Origin of the sequence: Sulfurimonas sp., assembly GCF_018698455.1 — a bacterium.
Classification (GTDB): domain Bacteria; phylum Campylobacterota; class Campylobacteria; order Campylobacterales; family Sulfurimonadaceae; genus Sulfurimonas.
The window spans coordinates 31,923-45,405 of the sequence record NZ_JABIOQ010000059.1 but is presented as its reverse complement, the minus strand read 5'-3'; the positions used below and the strand labels follow the sequence as shown (position 1 = coordinate 45,405).

The following is a 13,483-nucleotide window of genomic DNA, read 5'->3' as shown; positions in this document are numbered from 1 at the left end:
TTTGCAATGGGTTCTACAACAGAGTCGAGCTTTTATGGTAAAACACTCAACCCAATAAACGCAGACAGAGTTCCTGGTGGAAGTTCTGGTGGTAGTGCAGCGGCCGTTGGTGCAGGTCTTGCCATTGCCGCTCTTGGAAGTGACACTGGTGGAAGTATTCGTCAACCTGCTGCGTTTTGTGGAATAGTAGGAATGAAACCAACTTATGGTCGCGTTTCTCGTTATGGTTTAGGTGCTTATGCATCAAGCCTTGACCAAATCGGACCAATGACACAAAATGTTGAAGATGCTGCAATTCTTTATGACATCATTAGTGGTTCTGATGAGAAAGATTCTACAAATGCTGGGAGAGATGAAAAAGTAACTCCAAACCTAAATGCAGATAGAAAGCTTACTATTGCTGTTTTACCTGAGTACTTAAAAGATGCAAGTCAAGATATTAAAGATGCTTATGCTAAGGCTATAGAAGCTCTTAAATCTGCTGGACATACCATCGTTGAACGCGAGATGATGGATGCAAAGTTTGACATCTCAGCTTACTATATTACAGCGACTGCTGAAGCTACGACTAACCTTGCTCGTTATGATGGCATTCGTTACGGTAACCGCGTTGATGGGAAAAATCTTGAAGATACTTTTATCCAAACGCGAAGTAATGGTTTTGGAGATGAAGTAAAACGCCGTATCTTACTTGGAAACTTCGTTTTAAGTAGTGGTTATTATGAAGCTTACTATGTAAAAGCACAAAAGACTCGTCATATCATTAAGGACAACTTTGAAAGAATATTTGCAGAAGTAGATTTAATTTTATCTCCTGTTGCACCTACTGTTGCACCAAAGTTCGGGGAGTTATCAAAACCTATGGATATGTACCTTAGTGATATTTACACAATCTCGGTAAATCTTGCAGGTCTCCCTGCTCTTTCACTTCCTATATCTAAAAATACAGATGGCATGCCAGTTGGCCTTCAACTTATTGCAGCAGCTTTCGATGAGCAAACTCTCTTTGATGGTTCCCTAAGTCTTGAGACTGCTATAAACTACCAAAAATAGAGATTTATCATTCTTTATACTCTCATACATACCATTCATATCTTCTCCGTATTTATTTATGGAGGGTTTCTTGTTGTAGATATTCTCTTTTTATCTAAGATGAACGAAACTCTTAGCGAAAAAGAATATAAAACTGCTCGTGAAGCTATTATGATGCATGTAAGAAAAGTAGTTCCTTATGCTTTAGTGGTTGCAGTTTTTAGTGGTTTGTATATGTTCTTTCATATCTTTGGTGAGATAAGCGAAGATGGTTTAAACTCTTTTCAAATCCTACTAAGTATAAAAGCATTTTTAGGTTTATGGCTTGGCGTTAGAGGCATAAATCAAAAGCTTTTTGGAATCAATCCCTTTGTATTTAAAAGTCATCTTTTCCCTTTTTCCCTAGTTATTATTATTATCTTACTTTCACAGTTTATGTATCTTTAAAAGCTACTTATAACTTTTTATAATGTATAATCCCTTTACTTACAAAAAAAGGCTCTTCTATGAAAACACTTATCGTTCTACTTTTATTACTTTTTACTCTCAACGCATCATCACTAAGAATCTCAGCCCAAACTTTAAATCAAGATGTCCTTAAATATAAAATTTTAGATACTCGCTCACTTAAAGATTACCAAGCAGGTCATATTCATGGTGCTATAAATTTTGATGTAGCACAAACTTATTCAAACATGGAATTAAATGGAAAACTCACAGACCCTTTAGAAATGCAAAATATTATTCAGTTAGCAGGTCTTAACATAGAAGACAATGTCGTAATCTATGACAATGGGTCTTTTTTTGATGCAGCAAGGCTTTTTTGGGCACTTGAAGTTTATGGATTTACAAATGTTAAACTTTTAACTGCTGGCTATAAGCAGTGGTTGCAAAAAGGTTTAAAAACTACGACAAAAGTAACAAGTGTTGTCCAAAGTGACTACATAACAGTTATTAACAATAAAAGGCTTGCTACAAAATTTTCTACACAAATAGCAACTAAAAATCCCAATCATATAATTATAGATGCACGTCCTACAAAAGCTTATATTGGAAAAGTTTCAGTCGCTCAAAGGTTTGGACATATTCCAAAGGCAACTAATATTCCGGCTTCTCACAACATAGATAAAAGTTCAAATATTTCTATACTGAAAGATGTAGAAATACTAAAAGACATATATAAGAATATTTCTAAAGATAAAAAAGTAGTTATATACTGTGCCCTAGGTAAAATCTCTGCTACAAACTACTTTGCACTTCGTGAACTTGACTATGATGTATCAAACTACGATGCTTCATGGAAAGAGTGGGGAAATGACCTTAAACTTCCAATTGTTAATCCCTCACAAAAGTAGGATCTTGTAAATGTGGAATAAACTAAGTATAAAATGGCAACTCATTCTCTTTATGACACTTGTTGTTACTATCGTTGAGATTAGTACTCTTTTGGTTATTCTAAACTTGCAAAATTCACAAAACAAAGACAATGCAATTATACAAGTCCAAAAAGTAACAAAATCATTAAACCAAGATTTTTTACGCTTTATCCTCTCCCCTTCAGCTGATGCAATCACCGATATAAAAAGCCGACTCTCCGCGTTTGATGAGATAAATGGTCTTATTTTGCTTAACGATATGAACCAAACTATTTATGCTTATAAATCAATTAAGAACCTTCAGCTCAATAAAATTCAGATGATAACAACTCAAGAGATATTTACTGATGAAAATCTCTATGTAAAACATCACCTTGCAATGGACTCTTATATCTATGGTTACACACTTATAGATATTAACCTTCAAGAATATAAGAAAAAACAAGATGCCATTGTATTTTCAATTCTAAAGACACTACCATTTGCACTTCTTTTAGGCTTTATAATAAGTCAATTTTTAAGTAAAAGTTTTACACAACCATTCACAATATTACTTCAAGCTATGAAAAATAGTGATCCTACGCATAATGAAATAGTATCTATACAAACCTCTTCTAACAACGAGATTAAAAAACTTTTTAACGGTTATAACACTCTTATGCAGCAGGTCTCAGATGCTTCGGGCAAGTTACAATTCCAAGCAGAGCATGACAAATTAACAGGTATTCATAATAGATTTTTTATAGAAGAAGAACTCAAAGAAGTTTTAAAAAATGAATCTAACCTGACCTATAACCTCCTCTATTTAAACCTGGACCAATTTAAACTTATTAATGATTCTGCTGGCTATCAGGCTGGTGATGAACTTCTTAAAATGATTGTCTTTGAGTATTCAAAAATTCTTCCTGATTGCACTACATTTGGAAGAGTTGATGGTGATGGTTTTATGGTTTTACTTAAAGATTCTAGTAAGGAGTCTGGTTTAGATTTTTTAAACAAAAGTCTTACCAAGTTAAGCGATTTTCGTTTTACTCCTGGACAAGAAGTTTATAGTGTTTCCGCAAGTATTGGATTTGTACACTTTAAACCTTTTGAATACACATTTACAGAACTTATTAAAGCTATTAACTCTTCTTTATACAGTGCCAAAGAAAAAGGAAGGAATAAATTTCATATATTTAATCCTGATGATGGTATAGCTAAAAGGTTTGAGCAAGAGCTTGAGACTGCAAGTTATGTTAAAGAGGCCCTATCCTCTGGCCCTTCGAAATTTGAGCTTTTTGCACAAGCCATAGTTCCACTTCAATACGAAACTAGCAAAGTCAGTTATGAAATTCTAATCAGAATGTGGGATAAAAACAACAACTTTGTGCCACCAGATAATTTCTTGCCTACAGCACAACGATATCAACTAATGACAGAGATAGATATCTGGGTTCTATGGACTTATCTTGAACAGGTTACAAAAAATCCAGAGCATATCAAAAATCTTCACTCTGCACATATAAATCTTGCAGGGTCTTCTTTAACAAACCCAGATTTTCAAGCGAAGATAAAAGAAGCCGTTACTCACTTTAACTTTCCATGGGAGAAGTTAGAACTTGAAGTCACAGAGACATCAGCCGTTGGTAACTTTGCACAAGCAAATGAGTTTATACTCTGGTTAAAAAATATTGGTATTGGCCTTGCATTAGATGATTTTGGAACGGGAATGGCATCTTTTGAGTACTTAAAAAGCATGCCTTTCGATGTCGTTAAAATAGATGGTAGTTTTGTAAAAGATATGCATACGGATCCTATAGATAAGGCTGTAATAAAATATATACATGAGATAAGTGAGCTCAAAGGGCAGGAGACTGTTGCCGAATATGTAGAGACACAAGAAGATGTAGATGCTCTTAAAGAAATAGGAATAACTTACGGTCAAGGATACTTCCTTGGGAAACCTAAAACACTTAAAGAATGGTTATGATTTTACCTCTTTTTAACCACAAAAAAGCTATAATCTACAAATTTTAAAGGACGACCATGAGAATTCGTAAACGCGCACTGACATTTGAAGATGTACTTTTAGTACCTCAATATTCCGAAGTTCTTCCAAAAGAAGTATCACTAGAAACAAAACTTACACGTAACATTAGCCTTAAGATACCTATGGTTTCAGCAGCTATGGATACTGTAACTGAGTATAGAGCAGCTATTGCTATGGCAAGACTTGGTGGTATTGGTATTATCCATAAAAATATGGACATTCAAACACAATGTAAACAAATTACAAAAGTTAAAAAAAGTGAAAGTGGAATTATTATTGATCCTATATTTGTTCATCCTGATGCTACTTTAGCTGATGCTGAAAAGCTTATGAACGAATTTAAAATCTCCGGTGTTCCTGTTGTTGATGGTCATAATAAACTCTTAGGAATTCTTACAAATCGTGATATGCGTTTTGAAAAAGATATGAAAAGACTTGCAAGTGAAGCTATGAGTGTCATGCCTTTAATAACTGCAACTAAGGGCATAAGCCTTGATGATGCAGCTGATATTATGCACAAGAACAAAATAGAAAAACTTCCTATTATTGATGAAGATGGGTTTTTAAAAGGTCTTATCACTATAAAAGACATCAAAAAACGTATAGAATATCCAAATTCTAACAAAGATGCTTTTGGTCGCCTTGTTGTTGGTGGAGCTATAGGTGTTGGACAGTTTGACCGTGCAAAAGCACTTGTTGATGCTGGTTGTGATGTTTTAGTTCTTGACTCAGCTCATGGACATTCTAAGGGTATTCTTGATACTGTTAGAAAGATAAAAGAAACAATGGAAGTAGATGTTATCGCTGGAAATATTGCAACGGCAGAAGCTACACTAGCTCTAATTGAAGCGGGTGCAGATGCAGTTAAAGTTGGTATCGGTCCAGGTAGTATTTGTACTACGCGTATCGTTGCCGGTGTTGGTGTACCTCAAATCTCTGCTATTGACGAATGTGCAGAGGCGGCTCGTCCACATGGTGTTCCCGTTATCGCTGATGGTGGTATTAGATACTCTGGTGATATTTCTAAAGCACTTGCAGTTGGTGCTTCATGTATTATGGCAGGTTCACTTCTTGCTGGTACTGAAGAATCTCCAGGTGAAACTATAATGTTCCAAGGTCGTCAGTACAAATCATACCGTGGTATGGGAAGCATTGGAGCTATGCAAAAAGGTTCAAATGACAGGTATTTTCAAGAAGGAACAGCAGCTGATAAGCTAGTTCCTGAAGGGATTGAAGGTCGTGTTCCATTTCGTGGTTCAATAGCTGGAATCGTTCATCAAATGATGGGTGGACTTCGTGCATCTATGGGTTACTGTGGAAGTGAAACAATAGAGATGTTCTGGGAGAAAGCAGAATTTGTTGAAATCACATCGGCAGGACTTAAAGAGTCTCATGTTCATGATGTTATCATCACTCAAGAAGCTCCAAACTACCACGTTTAATATCAAACCTCTTTTATATACATAAACCCCCTCTTGGGGTAGATGTCTTTCTATCCTCATCCATAGGAGTTAAATCTTGAACAATACAAATAATTCACTCTCACAAAAAGATGTTAGATATGCAGGCTTTTGGATACGTTTCCTAGCATCTCTTGCTGATACATTTTTCTTAGCACTTCCTATTGCAATAGTTATATACTTTATCAGCGATGGAAATTGGTTTGACTATTCTCAGTATGTACAAAATGTGCAAATGGCCATGAGTGGAAATTCACATGCCCTTGACAAGCAACCTACAACATCCATAAAGTGGGAACTTCTATTTGAGACTTCAGTTTTATTAATCACTCTTATTTTTTGGAAAAAAAATAAAGGGGCTACACCTGGAAAAAAGTTTGTTCATATAAAAATTGTAGATGCTAAAACATTTAAAGATATAAATAATAAACAAGCCATAACTCGTTCTTTTGGTTATATAGCTTCAACATTCGCTTTACTCATTGGATTTATTATGGTTGCGTTTAGAAAAGACAAACGAGGACTTCATGATCTACTTGCGGGAACTGTAGTAATCTATGATGAAGAGGTTACTTAACCACTTCATCTACTTCCTCAAATGGCTCTTGTGTAAAAAAACTATCAACACTTATATTTTTAAAGGCTGCATTTAAAGACGTAAAAAGACTAGGAAATTCTTCTTCCATCTTAGCTAACATCACTTTAGTGCTTGCTCTTGCATGAGGCATTTTAACATCAAAACGCATTGCTGGGCATGCTTCATCACCTATAGCGACTAAGTCATTATCTACAACAAATGCAGTGAGTTGACGTTCTCTCATCTGAATTAAAGGACGAATAACTACTAAACCATTCGTTGCAGTGTATCTAGGAGCTAATGATCGCATCTGACCATTATATATGAAGTTCATAAAGAAACTCTCTGCAGCATCATCCAAGTGATGACCAAGGGCAACTTTGTTGCACCCTAACTCCTCGGCAACAGAGTATATATAACCACGTCTCATTCTTGAAAAGAAACTACAAAATGATGAATTTTTGCGAATTTTCTCTTTTGCAAGCTCAAAAGTTCTAGTATCTTTAACAATATGCTCTATTTCATACTCTTTACAATGCTCTGCAAGTGCATCATAGTTCTCACCCATACCATATGAAATAGTAACAGCAATAAAGTCAAACTTAAAAGGGGCACGACGCTGTTGCTCTTTCATAGCATGAATCATAGTGAGTGAGTCTTTACCACCGCTAAGTCCAACAAGTATTTTATCACCCTCTTCTATAAGAGTAAACTCCGCATTTGTTTTACCAAGTTTAGACATAATCTTTTTAGATGGTACTATACTACGCATGAAGAGCCTTCCGCTTAGGAAAACATAGTGTTAACGGAGTCAAATGGATTTTATTCATTTGGTGTTATTTAATGGACTAACTATTTTATCTACCATTTTCATAACAAATTCTGCTGATATAACTGCACTTGATTCCATAAACTCATCAAATGAAAAACTAGCGTCTGTATCTGCTGTATCACTTATAGCACGTAAAATAAAGAAAGGCACATTTAAAGCATCACAAACAACAGCGACACTTCCACCTTCCATCTCTAAAGCATCAGCATTAAAGTTCTTTACAATTTCATCTTTAATAGATTGATTGTGTACAAACTGGTCACCTGTTGCAATAATCCCTTCTTGAACTGTTTTTCCTAGCTCTTGCGCAACTTCTTTAGAAAGTGCAATCAAACCTTTGTCAGCTTCTACAAATACAGAACCACCTGGAACAAATCCCATTGGATGACCAAACGCAGTGATGTCTAAATCGTGTTGAGAAAGTTTAGTGGCAACTATCAAGTCTCCAATTTTTAAAGATGGGTTAATCCCACCTGCTACACCTGAGAAAAGAAGCTTATTGCATCCAAAGTGTTGAATCATTGAAGATGCAGTAAGAGTTGAAAATACTTTACCAATTTTCGAGTGTGCCACAACTAAGTCCGTACCTTTATAATTTGCTTCATAATATACATTTCCAGCATACTCAGTTGTTTTATACTCTCCTACTATTTCTAGAATTGGAGCTATTTCTTCTGGCATTGCACCCATGATTGCTATTTTATTCATACTACTCTCCTAATTTAAATGTTTTTGTAACCACTTCATAATGAGGTAGTTTTTCTACTATTTCTGCATTTGCATTGACTATACAACTTCCACCCCAAAAACCAAGGCCATCTTCAAAACCAACACGATTTACAAAAACTAAGTTGGCCTTACATTCTGATGCAACTGTTTTTATAATTGTTTGCCATTGTTTCTCGATATCTAAACCATCATCACTAAAACCTCTGGCTGGAGATGCAACAAGAGCTATAATCAAATCTGGATTTTCTTTTATAAGTTCTTCATGTACACTCTTATGCCATAAGTCTTCACATACTAACATTGACACTTTAGTATCTCGCACTTTAAAGCTCTCAAAAAATTTTCCTGCTTCAAAGTATCTAGCTTCTTCAAACATACCGTAGTTAGGAAGATGTACTTTGTTGTGTTTAGAAAGTAATTTTCCTTCACAAAAATAAAGGGCTGCATTTACAAAACTATTAGCTTCTCTAATAGCTCCACCAACAACTATATCTATCTCTTTACTTGCATCTTTTAAAGCATCAAGCTCTTCTAAGCGCCAAGCATCTTCGCTCAGTTTGTCTTGAAGTGAGTAGCCATTTAAAGAGAGCTCAGGAAATACAATCAAGTCACTAGAGCTTTTATGAAGCTCTATTATTCTTAATATCTCATCCAAGTTTGAACGATTTAGTTTTGGAGAGATCTGTGCTAGAGTTACATTCATACTATGAACAGATTTCTTCTTTTACTTTTTCTAAAGATGCCATATCTGAAATGTTTAAAGTTGTAAGCTCTTTAGCTATTCTACGGTTAAGACCTTTAAGAGTAATGCCGTTACCGAACTCAATTGCCATATCTAAATCACCAGCTACAGCTAATATAGACTGTTTGTACTTAACTGGCTCAACAAGTTGCTTTTTAAGAAGTGCAACTGCATCTGCTTTAGTACTATATGGAGCAGTTGTCACGTTTGAGATGATGGGAGCAGAAAAATTATCACTAACCATTCTTTCCATTAACTCAGCAAGTGGTGCTTGAGCAGGTGCTAAAATCTCACAATGAGAAGCAACAGACATATCTAGTAAAATCGCACGTTTTGCACCAGCATCTTTAAAAGTTTGCTCTAATGAAACTAAGTCTGATTTCATACCAGCAACAACAAGTTGACCATCTTGGTTATAGTTAGCTGGCCAAACTTTTTTACCATCTGCTTGCGCATCAGCACAAACTTTTTCAACTGAAGCATCATCAAGTCCAACAAGAACCATCATTCCAGCTTCAACAGTGTCACATGCCTTTTGCATGTAAGCTCCACGGTTATGAACTAACTCAACTGCGTCAACATAATCTATAGCACCAGAAGCACATAGTGCAGAGAACTCACCAAGTGAGTGTCCTAAGAAAAGCTCAGCTTTTACATCTGGACAAGCATCAGTAAAAAGCTTGTAAGCTATCATCTGAACAAGTAGAATTGCAGGTTGAGTGTAAGCTGTTTGACCTAATTTCTCATTTTCTTCAAAAATTAATTCTTTAAAATCAACACCTATTCTCTCTCCAGCTTTAGCGAACATCTCTCGTGCTACTTCACTGTTTTCATAAAAATCTTTACCCATTCCTACAGCTTGACTACCTTGTCCTGCGAATATCATTGCAATTTTACTCATATTTGTCCTTCATTATTTTGTGAGATTATAACTAATTTTTCTACTACCCATGCTTTGCTTAGGAATACATACTTTACTTATTGATGTATATACTTCCATAGAGGACGATGGAAAAGAGCAAATAATCAAAGTATCTTATTGTCCTGCCCTAGCACACCTGACATAAAACTCATCGGTCTTATTGTAGCTGTAGGAAGTGCCAAGCTTAAAGTTTACAAACCAAGCACGCTTAGAATTCGAAACATAGGACGAAGAAGACCAATAAAAACTAGAAGTAGCATTAGTAAATTCATTCTTTATACTTGGTGTTCTACTTTTATCAACGATACTTTTTAGTTCATCCTTACTTGGAAGATACCAGTCAGAGTATCCAGCTAACTTTAGATTGCTACAGTAATCTTTAGCCCCTCCCCAGTCTTCTCTTAAAGTTTTAGCATCTCGATTATCTTGCCACATTAAACCATTTAAAACAACTACATCCTTTGTTCCTGTTTTTTTCTCCACTACTTTTCTTGACACAAGTTTCTTCTTTAAACTTATTTCAATATTCAAATCACTCTGTAAATCAACTTTTCCAGTTTTAGAGTAGTAACCAGTCTTACTTACTTTTATGTTATAAGACCCAGCTTCTAAAGCCATACCATCATAGTATCTTGGACTTATATTTGTTATGCTTACTCTTGCATCAGATGGAGTTTGGTTTATTGTAAGTGAGAAAGTAGATGGAGCATTGTCTCCAAAATTAAAGCTTGATTTTTTTGTGCTTTTAACTTGTTGTTTTGTTTTTTTATATCCGTTCGTATTTGTATTTGGAAGTGTAAAATAAAAGTCACCTGTTATCTGGTTGTAAACTCCAGGAGACTGTCTTCCATTAGTATCTGTTTGAACATCTGTACGTACATTTTTAAAGACTCTCTCTATCGTAGCACCCTTTTCGTTCATATGCTCTATGAGTCGTTTTGTAAAAACACCATTTTTACCACTACCATCGGCCGCTACATCTCCAGCTTCCGTCGCATAGGCCACAAAAATTCCTTTGGCATTTCCAACAGGAGCCAAACCACCGCCAGCACTTCTAGAAAACGGGTCGTTTCTGCAAGCATCAAGTATTACAATGTTTAAACGATTTTTCGCCTCTTGCATCTTCTTAGTTATGCGGTTTAAGGCATAAGCTTCATACTCAACATCTTCTTTACTTGCTAAGTCTGAGTTTATAGAAACAAGGTAGTTTTGACCATTTACATTTATACCATGTCCAGCAAAATAGTAAAGTCCTACTCCACCACGTTTGAGCTTATATGTAAATTCTTTTATAAGTTTCTTCATCTCGCGTTTAGAAGCATTTTCTTTATACATAACACTAAAACCACGCTTTTTTAAAGCATTTTTCATCGCTCGAGCATCATTTATGGGATTTTTAAGTTTGGATAGACTTTGGTAATTAACATTTCCAATAACAAGTGCTATTCGCTGTTCTTCTTTCATCTGCTTGAGTTTCAGACCACGTTGTGCATGCAGTGAAACGGTACATAATAACATCATTAAAAATAGATTTAAAATTACTCTCATACCTACTCCTCTAAATATTGTTTATTATCAGATATTTTTTTTCTTAAGGTATTTCTATTTAAACCCAATTTATCTGATAATTGTAATTGAGATTTAAATTTTGCTAGTCCCGCTCTAATGAGAGGAACTTCGTAAAGATATAAAAAGTTTCTATAGTCACTACTTGAACCCATTTTATCGTACAAATAATTTTCCATAATGCTCATAAGTTCGCTATCACCGATATCTTGCATCAAATATGTCATAGTAACTTGTTTTCTCAAAGATTTCGAATTTTCTCTCAAGTCTGCATGAAAATTATCCATATTAAACTCTTTAGTAAATCCAAATAAGAGAGCTGCTTCTTTTACAAATGATTTTACTAAAAGTGCTACATCTTCTTCTCTTTCTATAAGAGGTGGAATTGTAAATTTTACACTAAATAAATCATTAATAAAGTCATTTGTAAAAAAACTTTTTGAAGTCGCTATAACACGAATACTACTTTCGTTAATTGTATCTATAAGTCTTTTAATATTTGGTGAATTGTCAATATTTGTTATGATAATTTCATCACAGCTTTCTATGCTAGTAAGAAGTTCATCAAAGTTAGATGCATCTAAGATAGGTGCATCTGGAAGTATAAAAATAGCTAAACTTTTTTTACCAACGCCAACCTCTCCCATAATGAGAGCATTGACATTAAGTGTTTTTAAAAGTGTAGCTGTCTTCTTCGCTTGGTAAGAAGCTTCAGAAGCAGTTACGAAACTAGTGGCATCCACAGCCTGTACCACAGCTTTCACCCTCTTCTTTCTTGTTTTCAGAAGGTACACCTGTCATTGCTTCTTCTTCAGAAGCATCTCTAACACTGTTTAGTTTTATACTAAACATTAATTCTTTTCCAGCTAAAGGATGGTTAAAGTCAATAGTAATTGTATCTGCACCAATTTCTTTAACAGTTACTTGTGTAGTTCCACCATCTTCCGCTTGACCATAAAGAGTCATTCCTAGTGCTAAATCAATTCCTGCAAATTGGTCTACTGGAACTTCTTGAGTTGCTTCTCCGCTATACTCACCATAAGCATCTTCTGGTTTAACTAGTATATCTGCTTTTTCGCCGGCAGTCATATTAACAATTCCATTTTCTAAACCTGGAATAATTTGACCTTTTCCAAACATAAAAATAAGTGCGTCTCCACCCATATTACTATCTACTACTTTATCACCATCACGTACTTCGTATTCTATTGATACTATTTGATTCGCTTCTATTGCCATTTTTATGTCCTTTAATTATTTTTGCGATTTTATCATAAAATTATATATTACGGCTGAATATATAAACTTGCTTTATCTGATTCAACTGAATTTGGATACTTAACAATAATCGCTTCAAAGAAAGCCTGTGCATGGTTATTGTCTCCTGTCCTTTTCATTGCCAGTGCGGTATGTAGCATTAAATTCGGCATGTAGCTAGCCTCTGCGTACATTGCCGAACTCTTTTTAAAATACGAAATAGCATTCGCATAATTTTTTCTCTTAAAGTTCATTTCACCTATCATATAATGTGCGAAAGCAGGTTTATAGTTCTTTTTAATTAAGTATTCATAATTTTTAATAGCATCTGTATAATACTTCTTTTTGTAGTATTTATCTGCTTGATTATATACTTCTATTGAACTCAACGATGACAGTTTACTCTTAGAACTTGTTTTTGTTTTTGTTTTTAGCTCTTTCACTATTAGAGATTTAAATTTATTTACATCATTAACTAAAGCATTGAACTCTTTTTTAGAAACATACTCTCGACTAATTTCATCTACAAGTGAAACCATTTGCGATAGAAGTATTTTTTGCTCTTGAATATTTTTTGTATTTCGTTCTACAAATTCACTTAATCGTTTTTCATATTCCTTAACATTAGTTCGAGTTAAATTATTCTTAACATCTTGATCTTTTAAATGAATTTTATTATTATGTGCTTTTCTACTTAAACTCTCTAGAACACTCTGTAAACCATCTATCCTATCTCTTAATGAGTCGAGTCTATTGGCTTGATTACTACTCTTTATCGAGACTTTATTAAGTTTATTTTTAGTAGCGAGTATGACTTTTTCATTTGAAGTGAGTCCATAAGGATTTGAACTATCAATATTGCCAGCACCAAACGCAGAAGGTTCAGCACTGAGAATAATTACAGGGAAGACTAGAGAGAGTAAAAGAAGATTTTTACTCTTGTTCATAATACATACTA

Annotated in this window: 14 protein-coding genes; 6 read left to right on the top strand and 8 right to left on the bottom strand. The window is 34.7% G+C overall.

Going from position 1 to position 13,483, the window contains the following annotated elements:
- The 6 genes from HOG88_RS08845 to HOG88_RS08820 all read left to right on the top strand — a co-directional run.
- Positions 1-1,053 (top strand): amidase family protein (locus HOG88_RS08845; protein ID WP_295005318.1); only part of this gene is annotated, 1,053 nt, incomplete at its 5' end.
- Between the two features lie 99 nt (positions 1,054-1,152).
- Positions 1,153-1,479, top strand: a complete 327-nt coding sequence (locus HOG88_RS08840; RefSeq protein ID WP_295005316.1) for a hypothetical protein — start codon at positions 1,153-1,155, stop codon at positions 1,477-1,479.
- 59 nt (positions 1,480-1,538) lie between these two features.
- Positions 1,539-2,387 (top strand): sulfurtransferase, encoded by an 849-nt coding sequence (locus HOG88_RS08835; protein ID WP_295005314.1) that lies wholly within the window; start codon positions 1,539-1,541, stop codon positions 2,385-2,387.
- A gap of 10 nt (positions 2,388-2,397) precedes the next feature.
- Entirely contained in the window at positions 2,398-4,380 is a 1,983-nt protein-coding gene (locus HOG88_RS08830; RefSeq protein ID WP_295005312.1) for a bifunctional diguanylate cyclase/phosphodiesterase, read from the top strand.
- A 56-nt stretch (positions 4,381-4,436) separates the two neighbouring features.
- The gene (gene guaB, locus HOG88_RS08825) at positions 4,437-5,882 is read left to right on the top strand and encodes an IMP dehydrogenase (RefSeq protein WP_295005310.1); all 1,446 of its coding nucleotides are present in this window, start codon (positions 4,437-4,439) and stop codon (positions 5,880-5,882) included.
- A 76-nt stretch (positions 5,883-5,958) separates the two neighbouring features.
- The gene (locus HOG88_RS08820; protein WP_295005308.1) at positions 5,959-6,477 is read left to right on the top strand and encodes an RDD family protein; all 519 of its coding nucleotides are present in this window, start codon (positions 5,959-5,961) and stop codon (positions 6,475-6,477) included.
- Here the strand turns inward: HOG88_RS08820 and HOG88_RS08815 are convergent.
- The 8 genes from HOG88_RS08815 to HOG88_RS08780 form a co-directional block, all read right to left on the bottom strand.
- Positions 6,470-7,249 (bottom strand): ATP-binding protein, encoded by a 780-nt coding sequence (locus HOG88_RS08815; protein WP_295005306.1) that lies wholly within the window; start codon positions 7,247-7,249, stop codon positions 6,470-6,472. The genes HOG88_RS08820 and HOG88_RS08815 overlap by 8 nt on opposite strands.
- A gap of 54 nt (positions 7,250-7,303) precedes the next feature.
- Positions 7,304-8,017: a 5'-methylthioadenosine/adenosylhomocysteine nucleosidase gene (locus tag HOG88_RS08810; RefSeq protein ID WP_295005304.1), complete on the bottom strand. Its 714-nt coding sequence runs from the start codon at positions 8,015-8,017 to the stop codon at positions 7,304-7,306.
- A 1-nt stretch (position 8,018) separates the two neighbouring features.
- Positions 8,019-8,741, bottom strand: coding sequence for a nitrilase-related carbon-nitrogen hydrolase (locus tag HOG88_RS08805; RefSeq protein ID WP_295005302.1), 723 nt, complete (start codon positions 8,739-8,741; stop codon positions 8,019-8,021).
- A gap of 1 nt (position 8,742) precedes the next feature.
- Positions 8,743-9,681 (bottom strand): ACP S-malonyltransferase, encoded by a 939-nt coding sequence (fabD, locus tag HOG88_RS08800; RefSeq protein WP_295005300.1) that lies wholly within the window; start codon positions 9,679-9,681, stop codon positions 8,743-8,745.
- 135 nt (positions 9,682-9,816) lie between these two features.
- Entirely contained in the window at positions 9,817-11,250 is a 1,434-nt protein-coding gene (locus HOG88_RS08795) for a caspase family protein (RefSeq protein WP_295005298.1), read from the bottom strand.
- Between the two features lie 2 nt (positions 11,251-11,252).
- On the bottom strand, positions 11,253-12,032 hold the full coding sequence (locus tag HOG88_RS08790) for a Fis family transcriptional regulator (protein ID WP_295005296.1): 780 nt from the start codon (positions 12,030-12,032) through the stop codon (positions 11,253-11,255).
- On the bottom strand, positions 11,998-12,507 hold the full coding sequence (locus HOG88_RS08785; RefSeq protein WP_295005294.1) for a peptidylprolyl isomerase: 510 nt from the start codon (positions 12,505-12,507) through the stop codon (positions 11,998-12,000). The genes HOG88_RS08790 and HOG88_RS08785 overlap by 35 nt, the downstream gene beginning before the upstream one ends.
- Positions 12,508-12,554: 47 nt before the next feature.
- Positions 12,555-13,472 (bottom strand): tetratricopeptide repeat protein, encoded by a 918-nt coding sequence (locus tag HOG88_RS08780; protein WP_295005292.1) that lies wholly within the window; start codon positions 13,470-13,472, stop codon positions 12,555-12,557.
- Between the last annotated feature and the right edge of the window lie 11 nt (positions 13,473-13,483).

Excerpts from the sequence above, each read along its gene's own strand:
- guaB (WP_295005310.1), top strand. The coding sequence starts at position 4,437 with ATGAGAATTCGTAAACGCGCACTGACATTTGAAGATGTACTTTTAGTA.
- HOG88_RS08795 (WP_295005298.1), bottom strand. The coding sequence starts at position 11,250 with ATGAGAGTAATTTTAAATCTATTTTTAATGATGTTATTATGTACCGTT.
- HOG88_RS08780 (WP_295005292.1), bottom strand. The coding sequence starts at position 13,472 with ATGAACAAGAGTAAAAATCTTCTTTTACTCTCTCTAGTCTTCCCTGTA.
- HOG88_RS08815 (WP_295005306.1), bottom strand. The coding sequence starts at position 7,249 with ATGCGTAGTATAGTACCATCTAAAAAGATTATGTCTAAACTTGGTAAA.
- HOG88_RS08805 (WP_295005302.1), bottom strand. The coding sequence starts at position 8,741 with ATGAATGTAACTCTAGCACAGATCTCTCCAAAACTAAATCGTTCAAAC.
- HOG88_RS08835 (WP_295005314.1), top strand. The coding sequence starts at position 1,539 with ATGAAAACACTTATCGTTCTACTTTTATTACTTTTTACTCTCAACGCA.
- fabD (WP_295005300.1), bottom strand. The coding sequence starts at position 9,681 with ATGAGTAAAATTGCAATGATATTCGCAGGACAAGGTAGTCAAGCTGTA.
- HOG88_RS08830 (WP_295005312.1), top strand. The coding sequence starts at position 2,398 with ATGTGGAATAAACTAAGTATAAAATGGCAACTCATTCTCTTTATGACA.
- HOG88_RS08810 (WP_295005304.1), bottom strand. The coding sequence starts at position 8,017 with ATGAATAAAATAGCAATCATGGGTGCAATGCCAGAAGAAATAGCTCCA.
- HOG88_RS08785 (WP_295005294.1), bottom strand. The coding sequence starts at position 12,507 with ATGGCAATAGAAGCGAATCAAATAGTATCAATAGAATACGAAGTACGT.
- HOG88_RS08840 (WP_295005316.1), top strand. The coding sequence starts at position 1,153 with ATGAACGAAACTCTTAGCGAAAAAGAATATAAAACTGCTCGTGAAGCT.